This is a genomic window from Sulfurospirillum arsenophilum NBRC 109478 (assembly GCF_000813345.1).
GTDB lineage: Bacteria > Campylobacterota > Campylobacteria > Campylobacterales > Sulfurospirillaceae > Sulfurospirillum > Sulfurospirillum arsenophilum.
Genome location: NZ_BBQF01000003.1, coordinates 61,993 through 80,562 on the forward strand (window position 1 = coordinate 61,993; position 18,570 = coordinate 80,562).

Consider the following 18,570-nt stretch of genomic DNA (forward strand, 5'->3'; position numbering starts at 1 on the left):
AGTGATCGTATATCTTTAGTATGGTATTATAGCACATTTTATGTCATGCCAAAAAATGGCAAATATTTAGGAGAAACCGAATGGACAAAAATGAGATCAGAGAGTTAATACGTATTTTTGACAAAAGTGATATTACAAAACTGAAAATCAAAGAGGGTGATTTTAGCATTGAGTTGCAAAAAGGTTTTGATGGCCCTGTTGCCTATGCAGCGGCCCCTGTTGTACATACCCCAAGCGCTGCTCCTGTAGCCCCAGCCCCTGTTGCTCAAATTGGTGGCGAAGCGAGCATCAATGCTGCTCCTGCTGGTTTAAGTATCAAATCACCAATGGTAGGAACTTTCTACAAATCTCCAGCACCTGGTGCTGCTCCGTTTGCAAAAGTGGGCGATGTTATCCGTAAAGGTCAACCAATCGGCATTATTGAAGCGATGAAAATCATGAATGAAATTGAAGCAGAATTTGACTGTAAAATTTTAGAAATCCTTGTTGAAGATGGTCAGCCAGTAGAATACGATATGCCAATCTTTGCGGTGGAGAAAGTGTAATGAAGATTGAGAAAATTCTTGTTGCCAATCGTGGTGAAATCGCCCTTCGTGCAATAAGAACCATCAAAGAGATGGGGAAACAAGCGATTGCGGTTTATTCCACTGCGGATAAAGATGCACTCTATCTTCAACATGCCGATGCAAGTATTTGTATTGGTGGTGCAAAATCATCTGAGAGCTATTTGAGTATTCCTGCGATCATTAGTGCAGCTGAGATCAGTGGTTGTGATGCTATCTTCCCAGGCTATGGTTTTCTAAGTGAGAACCAAACGTTTGTTGAAGTATGTAAACACCACAATATTAAATTTATTGGACCATCCGTTGACTCTATGGTTTTAATGAGTGATAAATCAAAAGCCAAAGAAGTGATGAAAAAAGCAGGTGTACCAGTAATTCTTGGTAGTGAAGGTGCGCTTGAGAGTGTTGAAGAAGCGAAAAAATTGGCTGAACAAATCGGACTTCCTGTTATCGTTAAAGCGAGTGCAGGTGGTGGTGGACGTGGTATGCGTGTGGTTGAGAAGATGGAAGATTTGGAAAAATCATTTCTTGCAGCTGAAAGCGAAGCGCTAAGTGCGTTTGGCGATGGCACGCTTTACATGGAAAAATACATCAAAAACCCACGCCACATTGAAGTTCAAGTTATCGGTGACTCATTTGGCAATGTGCTTCATATTGGTGAGCGTGACTGTTCAATGCAGAGACGTCATCAAAAACTCATTGAAGAGTCTCCTGCTATTGCACTTGATGCAAAAACGAGAGCACGACTTCATGAGGTAGCCGTTAAAGCGACCAAATATATCGGTTATGAAAATGCTGGTACGTTTGAGTTCCTTTTAGATGCTGACAAAAACTTCTACTTTATGGAAATGAACACCAGACTTCAAGTGGAGCATTGTGTCAGTGAAATGGTGAGCGGTATCGACATCATCGAGTGGATGATTCGTGTGGCAGAGGGTGAAAAACTTTTTGATCAAAGCGCATTGACATTTCGCGGTCATGCCATAGAGTGTCGTATTACGGCTGAAGATCCTGTCAAGTTTATTCCAAGTCCGGGTAAGATTACAAAGTATATCATTCCTGGAGGACGTAATGTTCGTATGGACTCACATGCATACCAAGGCTATGTTGTTCCATCTCATTATGACTCTATGATTGGAAAGCTTGTCGTTTGGGGTGAAGATCGCACACGCGCTATTGCAAAAATGAAACAAGCTTTGAGTGAGTTACAAATTGAGGGAATTAAAACGGTAAGGGATTTTCATTTGAATATGATGGATAACAAAGACTTTATCGAAAATAAGTTTGACACAAACTATCTTTCACGCTACTAATTAACTTAGGTCGCCATTTGGCGACCTGAACTTCTTTGACTTACGGTGCTCTGACAACTTGGATGTTTGCAGAAGACTTGAGTTTTTCAAAATACTCTTCAATTCCTTTTTGCTCTTTACCTTCGCCAAGTTTATTATAAATATAATTTTTTGCCTCATCAAATGAGACGCTTTGTACGTTATATTTCTCTTTGATAAAGAACATTACGTAGTTTGAATCGGTTTTGCTGATAGACGTAAATTTGCCTTTTGGTGTTTTATTCAAAAGTGCTAAAAGTTTTGGATCCGTTTTGCCTGCTTCAATTTTTCCTTCTTGGAGTTGAACATCCGTTGCAGCACTCATAGGATTGCTTTGAATGGTTGAAAGGCTTTGTTGATTTGCACTGGTATAAATTGTTACATCAAAAGAGCCAGCTTGTGAAAATTCATGAAGATTATCATTATAATAGGCTTTAAGTTCACCATCATTTAGTTGTTGCATTTTTGTACTAACAATTTTTTTGTAGAGCTTATCGCGTTGAAGTTTCTTTTTAAGATCTTCTTTGTATTCTGCAATGTCAATATTTTTTGAACGGATCATATTGAGAAAATCGTATTGGTTCATATTGTTACTAATCGCTAAGCTTTCGATGTATTGATCGACTTCAAAATTGTCAACGCTGATGTTTTGTTTCTTGATTTCAGACTCTTCAAGCTTTTGTCGTACTAGAATATCCAAGGACTCTTTTTTAGAGATATTAAAGCGTTGAGAGTATTTGAAAACGTCATAAAGGGTGATAGGTTCTTTATTGATAATCACAGAAACACCGTCAACGGTGGCCGCATTCACAGGTGAAAAAAGAAGGCTTGCGCCCAAAGTTACAAAAGTTAACACCTTTAGTTTAATCTTCATCAATAGTCCTTTGTTTTAAGAAAAATACCTATATAATCGTGCAGTATTATAAATAATAGGCTACGAATGATAACATTTTTTTCGACAAAAAAAATTAAAAAAATGTTTTTCTTCTCGCTCTGGTAGTTTTTTTGTTTCTCACGTAACAAAATGATACATAATTTATACATAACTTATTAAAAATCAATCGTAAGGTTATAGTCATGGTTGTGACACGTTTTGCCCCCAGTCCTACGGGATATTTGCATATTGGAGGGCTTCGCACTGCTCTTTACAGTTATCTTTGGGCAAAAAGAAACAGTGGAAAGTTTTTATTTCGCATTGAAGATACAGATCTTGCTCGAAACTCAAAAGAAGCAGCGGAAGCTATTGTTGAGGCCTTTAAATGGGTTGGACTTGCCCATGAAGGTGAAATTGTTTATCAATCTGAGCGTTTCGATCTTTACAAAAGCTATGTGAAAAAGCTTTTAGAAGAAGGTAAGGCGTACAAATGTTATATGAGCAAAGAGGAGCTTGACGCTCTTCGTGAAGGACAAATGGCACGCAAAGAGCGTCCAAAGTATGATGGTAGATACCGTGATTTTACAGGTACTCCTCCAGAGGGTGTGGCGCCTGTTATTCGTATCAAAGCGCCTACGAGCGGTGTTGTTTCTTTTGTCGATGGTGTCAAAGGTGAAGTAACATTTAATGCAAGCGATATGCTCGATGATTTTATTATCGCACGCAGTGATGGCACGCCAACGTATAATTTTGTGGTTGTCATTGATGATGCGCTGATGGGTGTTAATGAAGTCATTCGTGGTGATGATCACCTTTCAAACACTCCAAAACAGATCATTTTATATCAAGCACTTGGCTTTGATATTCCTAAATTTTATCATGTTCCAATGATCCTCAATCCAGAAGGTAAAAAGCTCTCTAAACGTGATGGCGCGGTCGATGTAATGGAGTATAAAAGAGAAGGCTATTTACCAGAAGCATTGCTCAATTTCCTCATTCGTTTAGGGTGGAGTCATGGTGACCAAGAGATTTTCTCTTTTGACGAGATGAAAGCTCTGTTTGATCCTTCGAATATCAATAAATCAGCTTCTGCTTACAATCAAGAAAAACTTGTGTGGCTCAATGCGCATTACATTAAACAAGCGAGTTATGAGCGTTTAATTGATGAATTACGCTTTTTTGACCTCGATCTTTCTTTACATGTAAAAAAAGAGTTACTTATTGACGCATTAAGAGATAGGGCAAAAACACTTGTTGAGTTTGCAAGCCTAGCAAAACAGATTTTAGAAGCTCCAACATGTTACGATGAAAAAGCCGTTGAAAAGTTCTTAACCGTTGATGGACTAAGCGTTTTAGAGCAGTATCTTGAAGCATTAAAGAGTGCAAAAGAGCTGTGCAATGCGAGTGAATTTGAAACATTTACCAAGGCATTTTTAGAAGAAAAAGGTCTTAAACTCAAAGATCTTGCACAAGCCATTCGTATCGCAATGGTTGGAAGTTCTGTAAGTCCTTCAATCTTTGAAGTACTAGAAATTATCGGATATGTTAACGTTATACAAAGAATTCAAAAATTAATATCTTATAAAAGGAGTTAGTGTGAGTAATAAGGGAAAAGTAACTAAAGAAGAGTCATTAGAGTACCATATTGGTGGAAAAATTGAAATACATGTTAAAACACGTTGTGATACAGCTAGAGATCTTTCTATGGCCTACACTCCAGGTGTTGCGCACCCATGTTTAGAGATTGAAAAAGATAATGAATTAGCGTATAAATATACTAACAAAGGTAATCTTGTTGCCGTTATTACCGATGGTACAGCAGTCCTTGGACTTGGCGATATTGGCGCAATTGCTGGTAAGCCTGTTATGGAAGGAAAATCTGTTCTTTTCAAAAAATTTGCAGATGTAGATTCTTTTGATATTGAGCTTGATGAACATGACGCTGATAAAATCGTAGAGATTTGTAAAGCACTTGCACCAACATTTGGTGGTATTAACCTTGAAGATATTAAAGCACCAAAATGTTTTGAGATTGAGCAAAAACTTCAAGCGGCTGTCAACATTCCTGTTATGCACGATGACCAACACGGTACAGCGATGATTACATCAGCTGGTCTTATCAATGCGCTTGAAATCAGTGGTAAAAAAATCGAAGATATGAAAATTGTAGTATCTGGTGCTGGAGCTGCTGGTATTGCGTGTGCTAAAATGTATAAACTTTTAGGGGCTAAAAATATCGTGATGATTGACACCAAAGGTGTTATTCACTCTGGTAGAACGGATCTTAACAAATACAAAGCAGAGTTTGCTCTTGAAACAAGTGATAGAACACTCGAAGATGCAATGAAAGGTTCAGACATGTTCCTTGGTCTTTCAGCTCCTGGCGTTGTGAGCCAAGAGATGGTTAAATCAATGAATCCATACCCAATCATTTTTGCTCTTGCAAACCCAACACCTGAAATTTTACCTGAAGAAGTCCATGCTATTAGAAATGACGTTATGATGGGAACAGGTAGAAGTGACTATCCAAACCAAGTTAACAACGTATTAGGTTTCCCTTTCATCTTTAGAGGTGCGCTTGATGTTAAAGCAACGAAGGTAACAGAAGGCATGAAAATGGCAGCTGCTGTTGCGATGGCAAAATTAGCAAAAGAAGATGTTCCTGATTATGTCAAAGCGGCTTACAATGGCGAAGATCTTAAATTTGGTATCAATTACATCATTCCAAAACCATTTGATAGAAGAGTTTTTGTGTGGATTTCTGCTGCGGTTGCAGAAGCTGCAATTAAAGATGGTGTTGCGCGTGAGAAAGATTTTGATCTTAAAGCCTATAAAGCAAAACTTCAAGCCATTATTGATGCGGAGCAAAAATAAGTGAAAAATGTCCATGTCATCAAACACCCTCTGATCGAGCATAAGCTTTCGATTTTAAGAGATGAAAAAACAGAGCCCTTTCAGTTTCGACTTTTAGTCGATGAAATCTCTTATTTGATGCTGTTTGAGGCAACCAGAGATTTACCACTAAGAGACGTTAAGGTTCAAACCCCTGTCGCAGTGGCAAATGCTAAAAAGCTGGATGTTAAGATTATGATCTGCCCGATTCTTCGGGCGGCTCTTGGCATGTTGGACAGTGTTTTTAAACTTATTCCTGATGCGAGTGTAGGCTTTTTAGGCTTTCAGCGTAACGAAAAAACGCTTGAAGCAGAATTTTACTATGCGAAACTTCCTGCCGATCATACGGAACGCACTGCCATCATCATCGATCCGATGTTTGCAACAGGCGGTACAGCGATTGATGCGGTGAATTTCCTCAAAGGTAAAGGTGTTCAAGACATTCGCTTCTTATGCCTTGTCTCAGCGCCTGAAGGACTTAAAAAGTTTCATGAAATTCATCCAGATGTTCCTGTTTATACGGCATGCATTGATGATGGATTGAATGAGAACGGTTACATCGTTCCAGGTCTTGGAGATGCGGGAGATAGGGTTTTTAATACGCTAGGCGCATAAAAATTCTCTCTTTGAATCTTTACATGTAAAACGGGCTTTGCCCGTTTTACTATACCGCTCCTTGGTCGATCATGGAGTCAGCTACTTTTCTAAACCCTGCAATATTTGCACCCAACATCAAATTACCCTCATCTCCAAATTCCTTAGAAGTGTTATAAGAGAGTTCGAAAATAGACTTCATAATGGTGTGTAGTTTGTTGTCAACTTCGGAAAAGCTCCATTTTTGCATACTGGCGTTTTGACTCATCTCTAGCTGACTTGTTGCAACACCTCCTGCATTAGCAGCCTTAGCAGGGCCGTAAAACATTTTGTGGGAAAGCATAAAATCAATTGCCCCCGGCGTGCTTGGCATATTGGCACCTTCATTCACCAAGCGACATCCATTTTTGTAGAGAATTTGTATATCCGTAAGGTTAAGTTCATTTTGTGTGGCACTCGGGAAAGCTGCAAAACAAGGAATACCCCAAACTGCATTGGTTCCTATAGGATAGTCACTGACTGAAATATATGTTGCCGTTGGATGGACTTTGAGGTATTCGGTGAGATCTTTGCGGTTAACCTCTTTAATGGCTTTAAGCGTCTTAAAATCAATCCCATCTTTGTCGTAAATCATCCCTTTAGAATCGCTACATGTAACAGGAATAGCCTCTAATTCATAAAGCTTTTGAATGGTATAAAGAGCAACATTACCAGCTCCAGAAACGGTGCAGATTTTACCTTTGAGTGAGTCGCCTGCTTTGTTAAGAATATTCTCTGCAAAATAGACAGACCCATATCCTGTCGCTTCCGTGCGCGCAAGTGAACCTCCCCAATTGAGTCCTTTTCCCGTTAATGCACCTTCAAAACGACCCGTAAGGCGTTTGTATTCGCCAAACATATAGCCAATTTCGCGTCCTCCTACACCAATGTCGCCAGCAGGGATATCTTTTGTTTCGCCAATGTGTTTGGAGAGTTCAACCATGAAAGACTGGCAAAAGCGCATGATTTCGCCTTCGCTTTTCCCTTTAGGATCAAAGTTACTTCCGCCTTTTGCTCCACCGATGGCAAGACCTGTGAGCGAGTTTTTAAAAATTTGCTCAAAGCCTAAAAACTTGATGATCCCAAGATTGACACTCGGATGAAAGCGAAGCCCCCCTTTATACGGTCCGATGGCTGAATTAAACTGTACACGGTAGCCAATGTTGGTTTGAATTTTACCTTGGTCATCCATCCAAACCACGCGAAAGAGAATTTGACGCTCAGGGATGACGATGCGCTCTAAAATGTTGTAATGATCGTACTTTGGTTCAGCTTGCAAGAGAGGTTCAAGAGAGGTCAAAACCTCTTCTACCGCTTGGTAAAATTCGGTTTGACCGGGGGTGCTTTGGATCGTGGATTTCAGAATTCTATCTATATCGCTTTTGACTGACATCAGGCAACTCCTTTAAGGATTTTACGATGAAGGCTTCTGTGCTCGTTTTGCTTTTTTTAAAAATATGAAGAGGGCTTTTTGTTCTTTCTTTCCAATAGTATAGCTAATAAGTTTGAGATATTCTTTGATGTCATAAGGGGAAATACCGCGCTCTTGAGAGTATTTTTTCAAAATATAGTTAGGAATTTTAATCGGACGTTGCACAAATTTAGCAGAGAGCTTTTTATAGAAGCGTTGTTGTGCATTGATGCACAAGCGTGCAAAGACAAAAGGCAAATGATACTTCTCATGCCATGTTTTACCAAGATCAATGTACTCTTCAGGTGCTTCTAAATAGAGTTTTAATGCACGGTCTCCTATAAACACTTCACCTTCGAGTCCAAGGACGCGAGCGAGCATATTTGACGTTGCAGAAGCGGGATCTCTTTTCGCCTCACCTTCTTTAATGATGACACTTTTAACATTTTTTTGCGCCACAATGCCAATGGGCAAAGGGGTAATTGATTTGCGTTTACTTTCAATACTGGAAATAAATGCGGCATCCACGACACGTTTTCTAAACTTACGATTAATGCTAGAAGGAACAGCCTTTTGGTGCTCACAAGAGCGTTTAAAAGCGTTTGGAAGCGAAGAGCGTTTCAAGAAAACATGAAAGGGAAGAAGATTGATATAATCTATCTTACCAAAAACCATACAGACTCCTTGTTTTGGGAAGAATATTATAACTCACATAGCTTAACAAGATGGTTTACTAAGAAGAGTTATACCCAAAAATTGGTACAATGAAAACAAAAAATTAGGAAGACATAAAGATGTTAGAATCGTTATTTACAGCAGAAGCATTGATGGCACTCTTGACATTAACCGCTTTGGAAATCGTACTTGGAATTGATAATATTATTTTTATTGCTATTTTGGTGGGGCGTTTACCACAACACCAAAGAGACAAAGGAAGAATTTTTGGTCTTGCTCTTGCGATGATCACGCGCATCCTGCTACTTCTTTCGCTCTTTTGGATTATGAAGCTCACCTCACCCCTTTTTACTATTTTTGCACAAGAGATTTCAGGACGAGATCTTATTTTAATTGTGGGGGGGCTTTTTCTTCTTGCTAAGTCAACGACGGAGATTCACCAAGACATTGAAGAGGCTGGCGAAGAGGAAAAAGAGCTTAAAAAAGGTTCACGTGGTTTTTTCAATACGCTGATTCAGATCGCAATTTTAGACATCGTTTTCTCTCTTGATTCTGTCATTACTGCTGTGGGTATGGCCAATGACATCATCGTTATGATCTTAGCCGTTGTGATTGCTGTGGGTGTCATGATGTTTGCAAGTAAGAGCATTTCACATTTTATTGATGTGAACCCAACCATCAAAATCTTAGCACTTTCGTTTTTGATTTTAGTCGGTGTAACATTGATTGCAGAGGGGTTGGATTTTCATATCTCAAAAGCGTATGTTTACTTTGCTATGGCATTCTCGCTTGCGGTTGAGTCGATTAATATTTACAGTCGTAAGAAAAAAGCTAAAAAGTCAGTAGCTCAAAAAGAGGCGTAATTATGTTTTCTCTCCTTCGTTCTTCCAATGCCTTTGCCATTGATCTTGGTACTAATAATACGCTTGTGTATCAACCAAGCCGTGGGATTATTTTAGATGAACCCACGTCCATTGCTTTTGATAATAATCGAAACTCATTTTTTGACGGTGGAGCTTCTTCAAGGCGCATGTGGGGTAAAAACCCCAAATACATTGAAGTCATGCATCCGCTTTCCAAAGGGGCGATTGCTAATTTGACGGTGGCGAAAGCGTATATCAAAGAGGTAATTGCACGTATCGCACAGAGCCGATTTTTCAAACCAACCATTGTTGTCAGTGTTCCAAGCGATCTCAATTCGATGGAGCGAAGTGCTGTGATGGAAGCGTGTAAAGATGGTGGCGCTCGTAATGTGATGCTCATCAAAGATCCTTTTTCTGCGGCCCTTGGTTCCATGCAGGCGATTGAGAAAGCTGAGGGCGTTTTAGTGCTCGATATTGGAGCGGGCGTGAGTGATATTTCGCTGCTTTCATGCAATGGTATCGTTATGAGTAAGTCGCTTCGTCTTGCTGGAAATGACCTCGATGAAGCGGTCATTGAGTATTTTAAAGCACATCATCGAGTGCTTGTCTCTCACAATGATGCGGAACGTTTGAAAAAAGAGTTGGGAAATCCTTTTATGAATGAAGCGATAACGATGAAGATCAATGTGAAAAATCTCGTCTCCAGACTTCCTGAACGCTTTGTTGCAAGTTCCATCGACGTGCGTCAAGCTATTTTACCTATGGTCGATAAAATAGTTTCATTAACACACAGCATGCTCTCAGAACTTCCCCCTGCATTTGCTCAAGATATTTACGATCAAGGCATTTTGCTCACAGGAGGCTCTTCAATGCTACAAGGGCTTGATCGTTACCTCAGTGAGAAATTAGAAATAAGAGTCAATCCTGTGGAAAACCCTCTGCAAAACATCATTTTAGGGGCAGGGCGGGCAATGGAAGAAGCTCGTTACAGTCCACTTTTAGGCGCTTAAAACGAAGTAATATAGTTACTGAGTTGCTCAATATCTGCATCATTGAAATTTGCTATTTGGGCTTGCATAAGCTTGCCAAGCCCAATTTGATCAATTTCGCCTTTTTTATAACTTTGCAAAAGGATTATGAGAGAAGGCTTATCAAGCCGTTTGATTGGCTCAACTTTCCCTAAATAATTCACCTCACCTTTTTCCCCATGGCAAAAACGGCATGAGTTATACAGTACTTCATTGCTCGCACTCCAAAGGTTTACATGTAAAAGTCCCGCGAGGGCAAAAAGACTAAAATTTTTCAAAAACAACGGTGTTACCTTGTTTGTCAAACGCTAAAACATCGTAGGGTTGTTTCATATTGCCTTGTTCCATTCCAGGAGATCCAAGAGGCATACCGGGAACGGCTAAGCCGATGGCATCTTTAGGAGCATCATTGAGAAAATGCTTGATGCTGCTCGCTGGTGTATGACCTTCGACGATAAAATTACCAATAATTGCAGTGTGACATGAAGCAAGTGGGGCGGGGACATTGTATTTGATTTTCACTTCATTGAGCGCTTCTGTTTCAACGACAGTCACTTTAAAGCCATTTTTTTCCATATGTTTCACCCATTCGCCACAACACCCGCAATATTTGGATTTATAAACAGTAACAGGTGGAAGTGTTTCGGCAAAAAGCGAGATAAAAAAGCCTAAAATGAGGCTGGTTAAAACTATTTTTTTCATACAAAACCTTTTTACATGTAAGATGTTAAATCGTAGCAAATTTCATTAAATAAAAACTAAATATGACGAAAAAAATTATAATTTTAAATTCGCAATTTTTGTTCTCATTTTTTAAAGGATGCAAAAAAGTAAAAAAATGTTAACATTTCATTAATATACGTCTTCTATACTTTTTAAAATCAAACAAAAAGGTAAGAATATGCTTCAAGCACTGCACCTTAAAAAGGTTTATCGCATCGGTGAAATGGTTCAAGAGGTTATCAAAGATTTCTCTTTAGAGATACATGAAGGCGAGTTTATCTCACTGATCGGTCCTAGTGGCAGTGGTAAAAGTACGGTCTTGAATATGCTTGGTTGCCTTGATACGCCCACTGAAGGTGAAATCGTTATCAACAACACTTCCACAACGACCATGAATCGAACACAAAGGGCTAACTTTAGAGGTGAAAACATTGGTTTTATTTTTCAAAGTTTCAATCTTATCCCTGTTTTGAGCGTTTATGAGAATGTTGAATATCCCCTAATTATGGTACAAAATCTCGAGGAAAAAGAGCGCCAGAAAAGAGTTCTAAAGCTTTTAGAGGAGGTTGGGATGTTAGAGCACAAAGATAAAACACCCGATAAAATCTCGGGCGGTCAGATGCAACGTGTCGCCATAGCAAGAGCACTCGTGACCAATCCAAAAATCGTCTTTGCGGACGAACCTACGGCAAATCTTGATACTAAAACAGCACATATGATTATTGAGCTGATGAAAAAAATCCAAAGAGAGCATCAAACCACTTTTGTGTTTGCGACGCATGATGAAAAAATAGTCTCTAATGTGGACAGACTCATCACCATTGTCGATGGTGAAGTTGTCGCAGATCAAAGGATGAGCAAATGAACAATATCCTTAAAATTTCGTATCGAAATCTCAAACGAAACTATCGAAGAACACTTTTAACGGCTTCACTTATTACAATAGGTGTCATCTTTGTACTTATCTACACGGCAATGTCAGGGAGCTTTAAAAGTTACACGGTTGGGCAGATTACCGATTCTTTAATGGGGCATATTCAGATACACAAAAAAGGGTATGTTGCTTCTGTCGATAACCTCCCTCTCGATAAAAACCTCAATGCCAAAATGTTAGAATTTATCGAATCAACGTTAGCGTCTAACCCTTATGTGCAGAGTACCTCTTACCGTATTAAGTTTGGTGCAATGTTTTCTAACTTTACCAGTACGACCAACATCAGACTTAACGCGATTAATCCTAAAGATGAATTTCCAACGTTACCACTGCTTGAAAGTCGAATTTCGGATATGAATGGTACCTTTAAACCAGGCGAAATCATCGTTCCTGAACTGCTTATCAAAGGGATGGATGTCAAAATAGGCGATACTATCGTCTTGGTTGCCAATAACAAAAATGGTTCCGTCAATGGCATTAACCTTAAAGTTGCTGGTATTGTGGGGCAAGTCATGGGACCAGGAGGACGAGATGGGTACATTCATATTGAAGATGCCAAGAAGGCACTGCGTATGAACAATGAAATGGAGATCAGTGAAATCGTCCTTCGCCTCAAAGATGTAGAAAAACTAGGAGTTGCAGAAAAATCACTTCAGCCACTCTTAGAAAAACTCAATAAAGAGGGAAAGCCTATTTTGGAAATTCATACATGGCAGCAACTCTCTCCTTTTTATAACATCATTAAGATGATAGACCTTATGAATATTTCGATTCAAATCATTCTTATCTCTATTGTTCTTATCTCCATCCTTAATGTGATGATCATGAGCGTGTTTGAGCGTGTCAGAGAAATAGGAACCATTGCGGCGATGGGCACACCGCCTTTGACCATCGTCAAACTTTTTTTATGTGAAGGCTTGATGTTAGGCGTGTTTGGGGCGGTTGTGGGAAGCATCTTGTCTTTGGGAATTGTTTATCTTCTCAACATTGTCAAGATTACCTATAGCATCGGGCAACAGAGCGGTCTTATTTTAACACCGAGTTTAGGGTTAAATGAGATACTTAGTGTGAGTATCATCGTTATTTTGATCTCACTCGTCGCGTCCATATCTCCCGCCATCAAAGCTTCACGACTTGATCCTGTTGAAGCGTTACGTACCTATTAGGAGAACACCATGAAGAAGATCATACTTTTTTTACTTACAACGCTAGCACTTTTTGGAGCGGAAAGCATTTTAGAACAGGTGGATAAAAAGCTCAGTCCTAGTTCTGCGGATAGCTATAAAAAACTCATTAACATCGAGCCTGATGGTAGCAAAAAAGAGTTTTTGCTCTATCAGATCAAAAAAGGCAAAGATAAAATTGTCTCGTTGTTCTTACAGCCCGATAGTGAAAAAGGCAGGAGTACACTGAGATTGGATGAAAATATGTGGCTTTATTTACCCGATGTGGGTAAGCCTATTCGCATTACTTCCATGCAAAGTGTGGTGGGTGGTGTATTTAATAACAGCGATATTATGCAACTCGATTTCTCGGCTGAATATGACATCAAAAGTCAAACAGATGAGGGTGCTACGATTGTTTTGGATCTCAAAGCTAAAAATGAGACGGTTGCATACGATAAATTGTTGATGGAAGTGGATAAAAAAACAGTGACACCGACAAAAATAGCCTGTTATACTTCTACGGGGATGCTCATAAAAACGCTCTATTACAAAGATATGAAAGACTTTGGTGGGGGTATTGTAAGACCTGCGGTGATTGAGACGGATTCGCCACTTTATAAAGGCTACAAGTCCATTATGGTTTATGGAAAGATCACAGAGCGCAATGTCTCTGATGAACTCTTTACCATTGAAAATATCGGCAAAGTCCATGAGTTTAGAAAATAGATGAAACCTTTACATGTAATTCTTTTTGCAGCAGTTTTAAGCAATGCAGGAGATTACGATTTTGACCTTGATGCTATCGAGGTCAAACCCTATACATTGAGTGGTTATCTCAAAGGTGAAAATAAACTTCAAGGTTTAAATGAAGATTCACCACAGTTTCGTACCAAAAACAAAGAGAGCATGAAGAGCTATGGCAGTGAAGGTGATTTAAAATTTGCTTACTTTCACGATGCCATTAAACTGGACTCTGAAGTGATGGTGAATTACAACGATATTGACGGAGAGTACAGTGATGCCTACACCATCGCGCAACTCTTCATGCAGTATAAGTTTGACCAAAATAATCTTATAGAGGTCGGTAAAAAAGCTCCTAAATGGGGAAAAGGCTACTTCGTCAATCCCATCGCTTTTTTTGATCGAAAGAAAGACCCAAATGACCCTGATGCTTCGCGTGAGGGGTATGTGATGGCAAATTATCGGTATAACAAAAGCTACGATGGGAATGTGAGAAATGTCTCGTTGGATCTCATTGTGATGCAAAATAATGACCATATGAACAGTGATTTTAGCCAAAAAGAGGAAAATAATGTAGGGTTTAAAGCCTATTTCTTGGCGTATGATACGGATATTGATCTTATCTATTATCATCGAAGTGAGCAGAGCGATAAAATAGGGCTAGATTTTTCTAAAAATATTCAAACGAACATTGAAGTACATGGAGAGTTTGCTAAAACACTGGGGGCGGATGATTATGCTTATTTGGTTGGGTTGAAGTATTTAACCGAGTTTGAACTCAGTATTACCAGCGAGTATTTTTACCAAAAAAATCAGAGCAGTAAATCAGAACCTTTTTACGATCATCAGTATTTTATGAACAAGTTTTCACAAAAAGAGCCCTTTGATTGGCTGTATGGGTCTCTTTACTATAAAAACATCTACAACCTCGAAGATAAGTCGATGCAAAACTCTTTTGGCGCAACGTACAGTTTCAAAAACAACATGCTCTTGGATATTTCGTACAATATCAACGATGGTCAAAGAGGCTCTGAATATGGCTCTAAACTGGTTCAAGATACGTTATGGACGAAACTTTATTGGTATTTTTAGAGAGCATCACAATGTTTTTCAGAGAGGTATAATACATCAATATATCTTGATATAATGATAACTTTACGCTACAATTACTCCATTGTTACATGTAAAGGTTTAGACATGAAGAAAGTATTGATTTTATGCACAGGGAACAGTTGTCGAAGCATCATCGCAGAAGCACTGGTAAATGCAAAATTACAAGGCATTGAAGCCTATAGTGCAGGCGTACGTGCTACGGGCAAAGTGAATGCTTATGCTAAAAAAGTTCTCGAAGAAGAGGGCATTTGGAAAGAGTCATATCACTCCAAAACGTTGGATGAGGTTTTACATGTAAACTTTGATTTGGTTGTTACGGTGTGTGATCACGCCAACGAAACGTGCCCGATGTTTCCTCGTTCTGTTCCTAAAATTCATGTGGGATTTTCCGATCCTGACGGTAAAGATTATGGCGCATTTATTCTTACATGTAAAGCTATAGAAGCGGAGCTTTTACCCATCATCGAAAAGGAGCTTAACGATGTTTAGTCTTTGGGAGAGCATGGTTGATTATTTGGTGTACGGGTTTTTTGGACTGGATGCAACCACACAAAAAGCACAAGCGTTACACTTTTTTATTTTCGATACCGTGAAGATTTATATTTTATTAGTAGCCATTATTTTTTTAATCTCTTTTTTACGTACCTACTTCAATACCCAAAAAATTAGAACGTATTTACAACGCAGAAGTTCCTTTACGGGAAACATCTTGGCAGCACTTTTTGGCATTATAACACCGTTTTGCAGCTGTTCTGCCATTCCTCTGTTTTTAGGGTTTATGCAAGCACGCATTCCTATGGGCATTACCTTTAGTTTTCTTATCTCCTCGCCTATGAACAATGAAGTCGCCATTGCACTTCTCTTTGGACTGTTTGGCTGGAAGATCACCGCTCTTTACATCGGTTTTGGACTCTTGGTTGCAATCCTTGGTGGGTATGTGATTGGGAAATTAAAACTTGAACATTATGTGTTGATTCCTGTTGTTCCGATGGAGGGCGAGTTGGAAGAGGTACAGATCACATTGTCGTGGCAGAAACGCCTTCTTGAAGCGTGGCAAAATACAGCGGATATTTTTGTAAAAATTTATCTTTATGTCCTCCTTGGTGTCGGCGTTGGCGCATGGATACACGGCTATATTCCTACCGAAATGATAGTAGCTTATACGGGAGAAAACAGATGGTATAGTGTTCCACTAGCCGTTTTGATGGGTGTTCCTATGTATGCGAGTGCCGCAAGTGTTATGCCACTTATCGAAGTCTTGACCAGTAAAGGGATGTTGCTTGGAACGGCACTAAGTCTTATGATGGCGATTACGGCTTTGAGTCTGCCTGAAGCGCTTATCCTAAAACGTATTTTACATGTAAAGCTTATTGCGATCTTTTTTGGCATTGTTGCGCTTGGTATTATGGGTGTTGGGTATCTTTTTAATGCAATTCTGTAGTATTTTGAGCATCTGTTTTGTGTTATAATCGCGTATCTAAGGAGAGACTATGCGATTAAAAACCAAAGTTGTCATCATCATAGCGGGACTGCTTTTAGGCGTCTCCATTACAGGCTCTATCATCAATTACATGAAAAATGTTCGTGATACGCAAGAGCAACTGCAAAATACCTCTTTGCCCCTCTCGGTTGATAACATCTATACTGAGATACAGCAGCGTATGATTGAACCGCTTTTGGTTTCATCACTGATGTCTAATGATACGTTTTTGCGTGACTGGATTATAGAGGGTGAAACAGACATCAATGGCATCATGCGCTATCTTACGGAAATTCAACAAAAATACGACATCTTTACCACCTTTTTAGTCTCGGATAAAACGAAGCATTACTATCATCCAAGAGGACTCATTGATGTTGTCAATAAAGAGAACAGCGCCGATGCATGGTACTTTAACTTTAAAAATCAAGCAGAGCCTTATGAGATTAATCTTGATCACAATGCCAATTTAGGCGATTTTTTGGTGATGTTCATTAACTATAAAGTCATGGACTATAGTAACCAAATGATCGGTGTAACAGGTGTGGGTGTGAGGCTTTTAAATATCGAAGAGATGCTCACCTCCTTTAAGACGCGTTACAAATACGATGTCTATTTTGTCGATCAAAGAGGCGAGTTAACCCTCTTTTCTAAAGGGCTCAATAAGCGTGGCAATATCGCTAATATCGAAGGGCTCAATAAAATTCAAGAGGCTATTTTTAGTGATAAACAGACTCAATTTGACTATAAAGATAAAGACGGTGAATACCTTCTCAATACAAAATACATTGAAAAATTGAAGTTGCATCTGTTTGTGGAGATCAATAAAAAAGAGTATTTGGATGAGATCAAAAAGACGTTTTACAGCAATTTGTTTGCTTCGATTATCGTGACCGCGTTGGTGACTTTGATCATTCTTTATACGATCAATATTTACCAAAAACAGCTTGTACAGATGGCGAGTGAAGACTCTCTGACAAGACTTGCCAACCGTAGAAAGTTTAATGATGACTTTGAAAAACTCTATAAACGCTATAAAAAAGGGGTAAATAGACTCACACTTTTACTGATTGATATCGATGATTTTAAAAGTGTGAATGACACGTATGGGCATTTGATTGGAGATGAAGCGCTTGTTCGGGTCGCTGATATTTTAAGAGTAGAGCTTCGTGCTTCCGATATGGTTGCTCGCTGGGGTGGAGAGGAATTTGCCCTTCTTTTGGTTGATGTTACGCCTCAAAATGCCACAGAAATTGCACAGAAGATTTGCCATGCGATCAAAGAAGACACAGTGCTAAATGAACTCTTACAACGACCCTTGACTGTCAGCATTGGTCTTGGAGAAATGAGTAGTCTGGAAAGCCAAGATGGGCTGGTTCATAAAGTTGATAATGCGCTTTATGAAGCCAAAAAAGCAGGGAAAAACCAAGTGGTTGTTGCATAAGGAAAAAAAATGAAAAAAGTTTTGTTGAGTCTGTTCGTACTTCTTGGGTTTTTACAAGCAGTGGAGCTCAAAAAAGTTAGTTTTGAAGAGTACCTTTTAGCGTTTGACTATAAAGAGCGCGAAAATATGAAGATCAAAACACCCGATATGCTTGCTCTCATTGAAGAGGGGAAAGCTATTTTAGTGGATGTGCGATTTCGTGAAGAGTTTGAAGTATGGCATATGAATTTTGCGAAAAACATTCCGCTTAATGAGCTACCTAAACGTCTGGGTGAGCTTCCTAAAGATAAGCTCATCATCACAGCATGTCCGCATAATGACAGATCAAACCTCGCGCGTCTTTTTTTAGTCATGAATGGTTACAACGCAAAGTATTTGAATGATGGACTTTTAAAAACAGCCGACTTTTTACGCGGTGAGAATGCGAAAGAGTTTTTAGAGGAGTATCAATCTTCAAAGGAGAAAAAATGAAGATCGAAATTTTAGGAACAGGGTGCGCAAAGTGTCAAACGTTGAGCTTACATGTAAAAGAAGCTGTAGCTAAAAAAGGGATTTTTGCGCAGATTGAGAAAGTCGAAGATATTATGAAAATCATGGCGTATGGTGTCACATCAACCCCTGCTTTGGTTGTCGATGGTAACGTCGTGAGTAGTGGAAAACTTCTCAGCGTTGATGAGATCATAGCACTGCTAGGTTAAG

Annotated in this window: 21 protein-coding genes; 16 read left to right on the forward strand and 5 right to left on the reverse strand. The window is 39.2% G+C overall.

Features of this window, described 5'->3' with window-relative positions; genetic code table 11:
- Window positions 1–80: 80 nt before the first annotated feature.
- Together accB and SAR02S_RS07890 are read left to right on the forward strand one after the other, a co-directional pair.
- Window positions 81–545, forward strand: a complete 465-nt coding sequence (gene accB, locus SAR02S_RS07885) for an acetyl-CoA carboxylase biotin carboxyl carrier protein (RefSeq protein ID WP_041958591.1) — start codon at window positions 81–83, stop codon at window positions 543–545.
- Complete coding sequence (locus SAR02S_RS07890; RefSeq protein ID WP_041958593.1) at window positions 545–1,876, forward strand: acetyl-CoA carboxylase biotin carboxylase subunit; 1,332 nt, start codon at window positions 545–547, stop codon at window positions 1,874–1,876. Before accB ends, SAR02S_RS07890 begins: the two co-directional genes overlap by 1 nt.
- A 40-nt stretch (window positions 1,877–1,916) precedes the next feature.
- Here SAR02S_RS07890 and SAR02S_RS07895 read toward each other — a convergent pair whose 3' ends face one another.
- Entirely contained in the window at window positions 1,917–2,768 is an 852-nt protein-coding gene (locus SAR02S_RS07895) for a peptidylprolyl isomerase (protein ID WP_041958595.1), read from the reverse strand.
- 203 nt (window positions 2,769–2,971) lie between these two features.
- Between SAR02S_RS07895 and gltX the strand changes: the two genes are divergently transcribed.
- Genes gltX through upp form a run of 3 tightly spaced genes read left to right on the forward strand, consistent with a single transcriptional unit; the run spans window position 2,972 to window position 6,275 of the window.
- Window positions 2,972–4,363: a glutamate--tRNA ligase gene (gene gltX, locus SAR02S_RS07900; RefSeq protein ID WP_041958597.1), complete on the forward strand. Its 1,392-nt coding sequence runs from the start codon at window positions 2,972–2,974 to the stop codon at window positions 4,361–4,363.
- Window position 4,364: 1 nt separating this feature from the next.
- Window positions 4,365–5,642: a malic enzyme-like NAD(P)-binding protein gene (locus tag SAR02S_RS07905; protein WP_041958599.1), complete on the forward strand. Its 1,278-nt coding sequence runs from the start codon at window positions 4,365–4,367 to the stop codon at window positions 5,640–5,642.
- Entirely contained in the window at window positions 5,643–6,275 is a 633-nt protein-coding gene (gene upp, locus SAR02S_RS07910; RefSeq protein ID WP_041958601.1) for a uracil phosphoribosyltransferase, read from the forward strand. It abuts the gene before it with no gap.
- 49 nt (window positions 6,276–6,324) lie between these two features.
- On the opposite strand, the gene gdhA is transcribed toward upp, so the two are convergent.
- Window positions 6,325–7,686, reverse strand: a complete 1,362-nt coding sequence (gdhA, locus tag SAR02S_RS07915) for an NADP-specific glutamate dehydrogenase (RefSeq protein ID WP_041958603.1) — start codon at window positions 7,684–7,686, stop codon at window positions 6,325–6,327.
- A gap of 21 nt (window positions 7,687–7,707) precedes the next feature.
- The gene (locus SAR02S_RS07920) at window positions 7,708–8,379 is read right to left on the reverse strand and encodes an MqnA/MqnD/SBP family protein (protein WP_041958605.1); all 672 of its coding nucleotides are present in this window, start codon (window positions 8,377–8,379) and stop codon (window positions 7,708–7,710) included.
- 119 nt (window positions 8,380–8,498) lie between these two features.
- Here SAR02S_RS07920 and SAR02S_RS07925 point away from each other — a divergent pair, with 119 nt between their 5' ends.
- Window positions 8,499–9,242, forward strand: a complete 744-nt coding sequence (locus tag SAR02S_RS07925; protein ID WP_041958607.1) for a TerC family protein — start codon at window positions 8,499–8,501, stop codon at window positions 9,240–9,242.
- A 2-nt stretch (window positions 9,243–9,244) separates the two neighbouring features.
- Window positions 9,245–10,252, forward strand: coding sequence for a rod shape-determining protein (locus SAR02S_RS07930; protein ID WP_041958609.1), 1,008 nt, complete (start codon window positions 9,245–9,247; stop codon window positions 10,250–10,252).
- Here SAR02S_RS07930 and SAR02S_RS07935 read toward each other — a convergent pair.
- On the reverse strand, window positions 10,249–10,548 hold the full coding sequence (locus SAR02S_RS07935) for a c-type cytochrome (protein WP_041959374.1): 300 nt from the start codon (window positions 10,546–10,548) through the stop codon (window positions 10,249–10,251). The genes SAR02S_RS07930 and SAR02S_RS07935 overlap by 4 nt on opposite strands.
- Complete coding sequence (locus SAR02S_RS07940) at window positions 10,535–10,972, reverse strand: DUF411 domain-containing protein (RefSeq protein WP_041958611.1); 438 nt, start codon at window positions 10,970–10,972, stop codon at window positions 10,535–10,537. Before SAR02S_RS07940 ends, SAR02S_RS07935 begins: the two co-directional genes overlap by 14 nt.
- Window positions 10,973–11,171: 199 nt before the next feature.
- On the opposite strand from SAR02S_RS07940, the gene SAR02S_RS07945 reads away from it, so the two are divergent.
- The 9 genes from SAR02S_RS07945 (at window position 11,172) to SAR02S_RS07985 (ending at window position 18,569) form a co-directional block, all read left to right on the forward strand.
- Complete coding sequence (locus SAR02S_RS07945) at window positions 11,172–11,858, forward strand: ABC transporter ATP-binding protein (protein WP_041958613.1); 687 nt, start codon at window positions 11,172–11,174, stop codon at window positions 11,856–11,858.
- Window positions 11,855–13,093: an ABC transporter permease gene (locus tag SAR02S_RS07950; RefSeq protein WP_041958615.1), complete on the forward strand. Its 1,239-nt coding sequence runs from the start codon at window positions 11,855–11,857 to the stop codon at window positions 13,091–13,093. Before SAR02S_RS07945 ends, SAR02S_RS07950 begins: the two co-directional genes overlap by 4 nt.
- Window positions 13,094–13,102: 9 nt before the next feature.
- The gene (locus tag SAR02S_RS07955) at window positions 13,103–13,819 is read left to right on the forward strand and encodes an outer membrane lipoprotein-sorting protein (RefSeq protein ID WP_041958617.1); all 717 of its coding nucleotides are present in this window, start codon (window positions 13,103–13,105) and stop codon (window positions 13,817–13,819) included.
- Window positions 13,820–14,926 carry a hypothetical protein gene (locus SAR02S_RS07960; RefSeq protein ID WP_041958619.1) on the forward strand — a complete coding sequence of 369 codons (1,107 nt, stop codon included), beginning with the start codon at window positions 13,820–13,822 and terminating at the stop codon, window positions 14,924–14,926.
- A 105-nt stretch (window positions 14,927–15,031) separates the two neighbouring features.
- A complete protein-coding gene (locus tag SAR02S_RS07965; RefSeq protein ID WP_041958621.1) occupies window positions 15,032–15,436 on the forward strand; it encodes an arsenate reductase ArsC in 405 nt (134 codons plus the stop codon).
- Window positions 15,429–16,388 (forward strand): permease, encoded by a 960-nt coding sequence (locus SAR02S_RS07970; RefSeq protein ID WP_052433571.1) that lies wholly within the window; start codon window positions 15,429–15,431, stop codon window positions 16,386–16,388. The genes SAR02S_RS07965 and SAR02S_RS07970 overlap by 8 nt, the downstream gene beginning before the upstream one ends.
- A 49-nt stretch (window positions 16,389–16,437) precedes the next feature.
- Entirely contained in the window at window positions 16,438–17,871 is a 1,434-nt protein-coding gene (locus SAR02S_RS07975) for a sensor domain-containing diguanylate cyclase (RefSeq protein ID WP_041958624.1), read from the forward strand.
- A 9-nt stretch (window positions 17,872–17,880) separates the two neighbouring features.
- Entirely contained in the window at window positions 17,881–18,342 is a 462-nt protein-coding gene (locus SAR02S_RS07980; protein WP_041958627.1) for a rhodanese-like domain-containing protein, read from the forward strand.
- Window positions 18,339–18,569, forward strand: a complete 231-nt coding sequence (locus SAR02S_RS07985; RefSeq protein WP_041958629.1) for a thioredoxin family protein — start codon at window positions 18,339–18,341, stop codon at window positions 18,567–18,569. The genes SAR02S_RS07980 and SAR02S_RS07985 overlap by 4 nt, the downstream gene beginning before the upstream one ends.
- The last annotated feature ends 1 nt before the right edge of the window (window position 18,570 follow it).

Bases quoted from the DNA above. Each gene is read 5' to 3' on its own strand.
- accB (WP_041958591.1), top strand. From the start codon at position 81: ATGGACAAAAATGAGATCAGAGAGTTAATACGTATTTTTGACAAAAGT.
- SAR02S_RS07890 (WP_041958593.1), top strand. From the start codon at position 545: ATGAAGATTGAGAAAATTCTTGTTGCCAATCGTGGTGAAATCGCCCTT.
- SAR02S_RS07895 (WP_041958595.1), bottom strand. From the start codon at position 2,768: ATGAAGATTAAACTAAAGGTGTTAACTTTTGTAACTTTGGGCGCAAGC.
- gltX (WP_041958597.1), top strand. From the start codon at position 2,972: ATGGTTGTGACACGTTTTGCCCCCAGTCCTACGGGATATTTGCATATT.
- gdhA (WP_041958603.1), bottom strand. From the start codon at position 7,686: ATGTCAGTCAAAAGCGATATAGATAGAATTCTGAAATCCACGATCCAA.
- SAR02S_RS07920 (WP_041958605.1), bottom strand. From the start codon at position 8,379: ATGGTTTTTGGTAAGATAGATTATATCAATCTTCTTCCCTTTCATGTT.
- SAR02S_RS07925 (WP_041958607.1), top strand. From the start codon at position 8,499: ATGTTAGAATCGTTATTTACAGCAGAAGCATTGATGGCACTCTTGACA.
- SAR02S_RS07930 (WP_041958609.1), top strand. From the start codon at position 9,245: ATGTTTTCTCTCCTTCGTTCTTCCAATGCCTTTGCCATTGATCTTGGT.
- SAR02S_RS07940 (WP_041958611.1), bottom strand. From the start codon at position 10,972: ATGAAAAAAATAGTTTTAACCAGCCTCATTTTAGGCTTTTTTATCTCG.
- SAR02S_RS07945 (WP_041958613.1), top strand. From the start codon at position 11,172: ATGCTTCAAGCACTGCACCTTAAAAAGGTTTATCGCATCGGTGAAATG.
- SAR02S_RS07950 (WP_041958615.1), top strand. From the start codon at position 11,855: ATGAACAATATCCTTAAAATTTCGTATCGAAATCTCAAACGAAACTAT.
- SAR02S_RS07955 (WP_041958617.1), top strand. From the start codon at position 13,103: ATGAAGAAGATCATACTTTTTTTACTTACAACGCTAGCACTTTTTGGA.
- SAR02S_RS07960 (WP_041958619.1), top strand. From the start codon at position 13,820: ATGAAACCTTTACATGTAATTCTTTTTGCAGCAGTTTTAAGCAATGCA.
- SAR02S_RS07965 (WP_041958621.1), top strand. From the start codon at position 15,032: ATGAAGAAAGTATTGATTTTATGCACAGGGAACAGTTGTCGAAGCATC.
- SAR02S_RS07970 (WP_052433571.1), top strand. From the start codon at position 15,429: ATGTTTAGTCTTTGGGAGAGCATGGTTGATTATTTGGTGTACGGGTTT.
- SAR02S_RS07975 (WP_041958624.1), top strand. From the start codon at position 16,438: ATGCGATTAAAAACCAAAGTTGTCATCATCATAGCGGGACTGCTTTTA.
- SAR02S_RS07980 (WP_041958627.1), top strand. From the start codon at position 17,881: ATGAAAAAAGTTTTGTTGAGTCTGTTCGTACTTCTTGGGTTTTTACAA.
- SAR02S_RS07985 (WP_041958629.1), top strand. From the start codon at position 18,339: ATGAAGATCGAAATTTTAGGAACAGGGTGCGCAAAGTGTCAAACGTTG.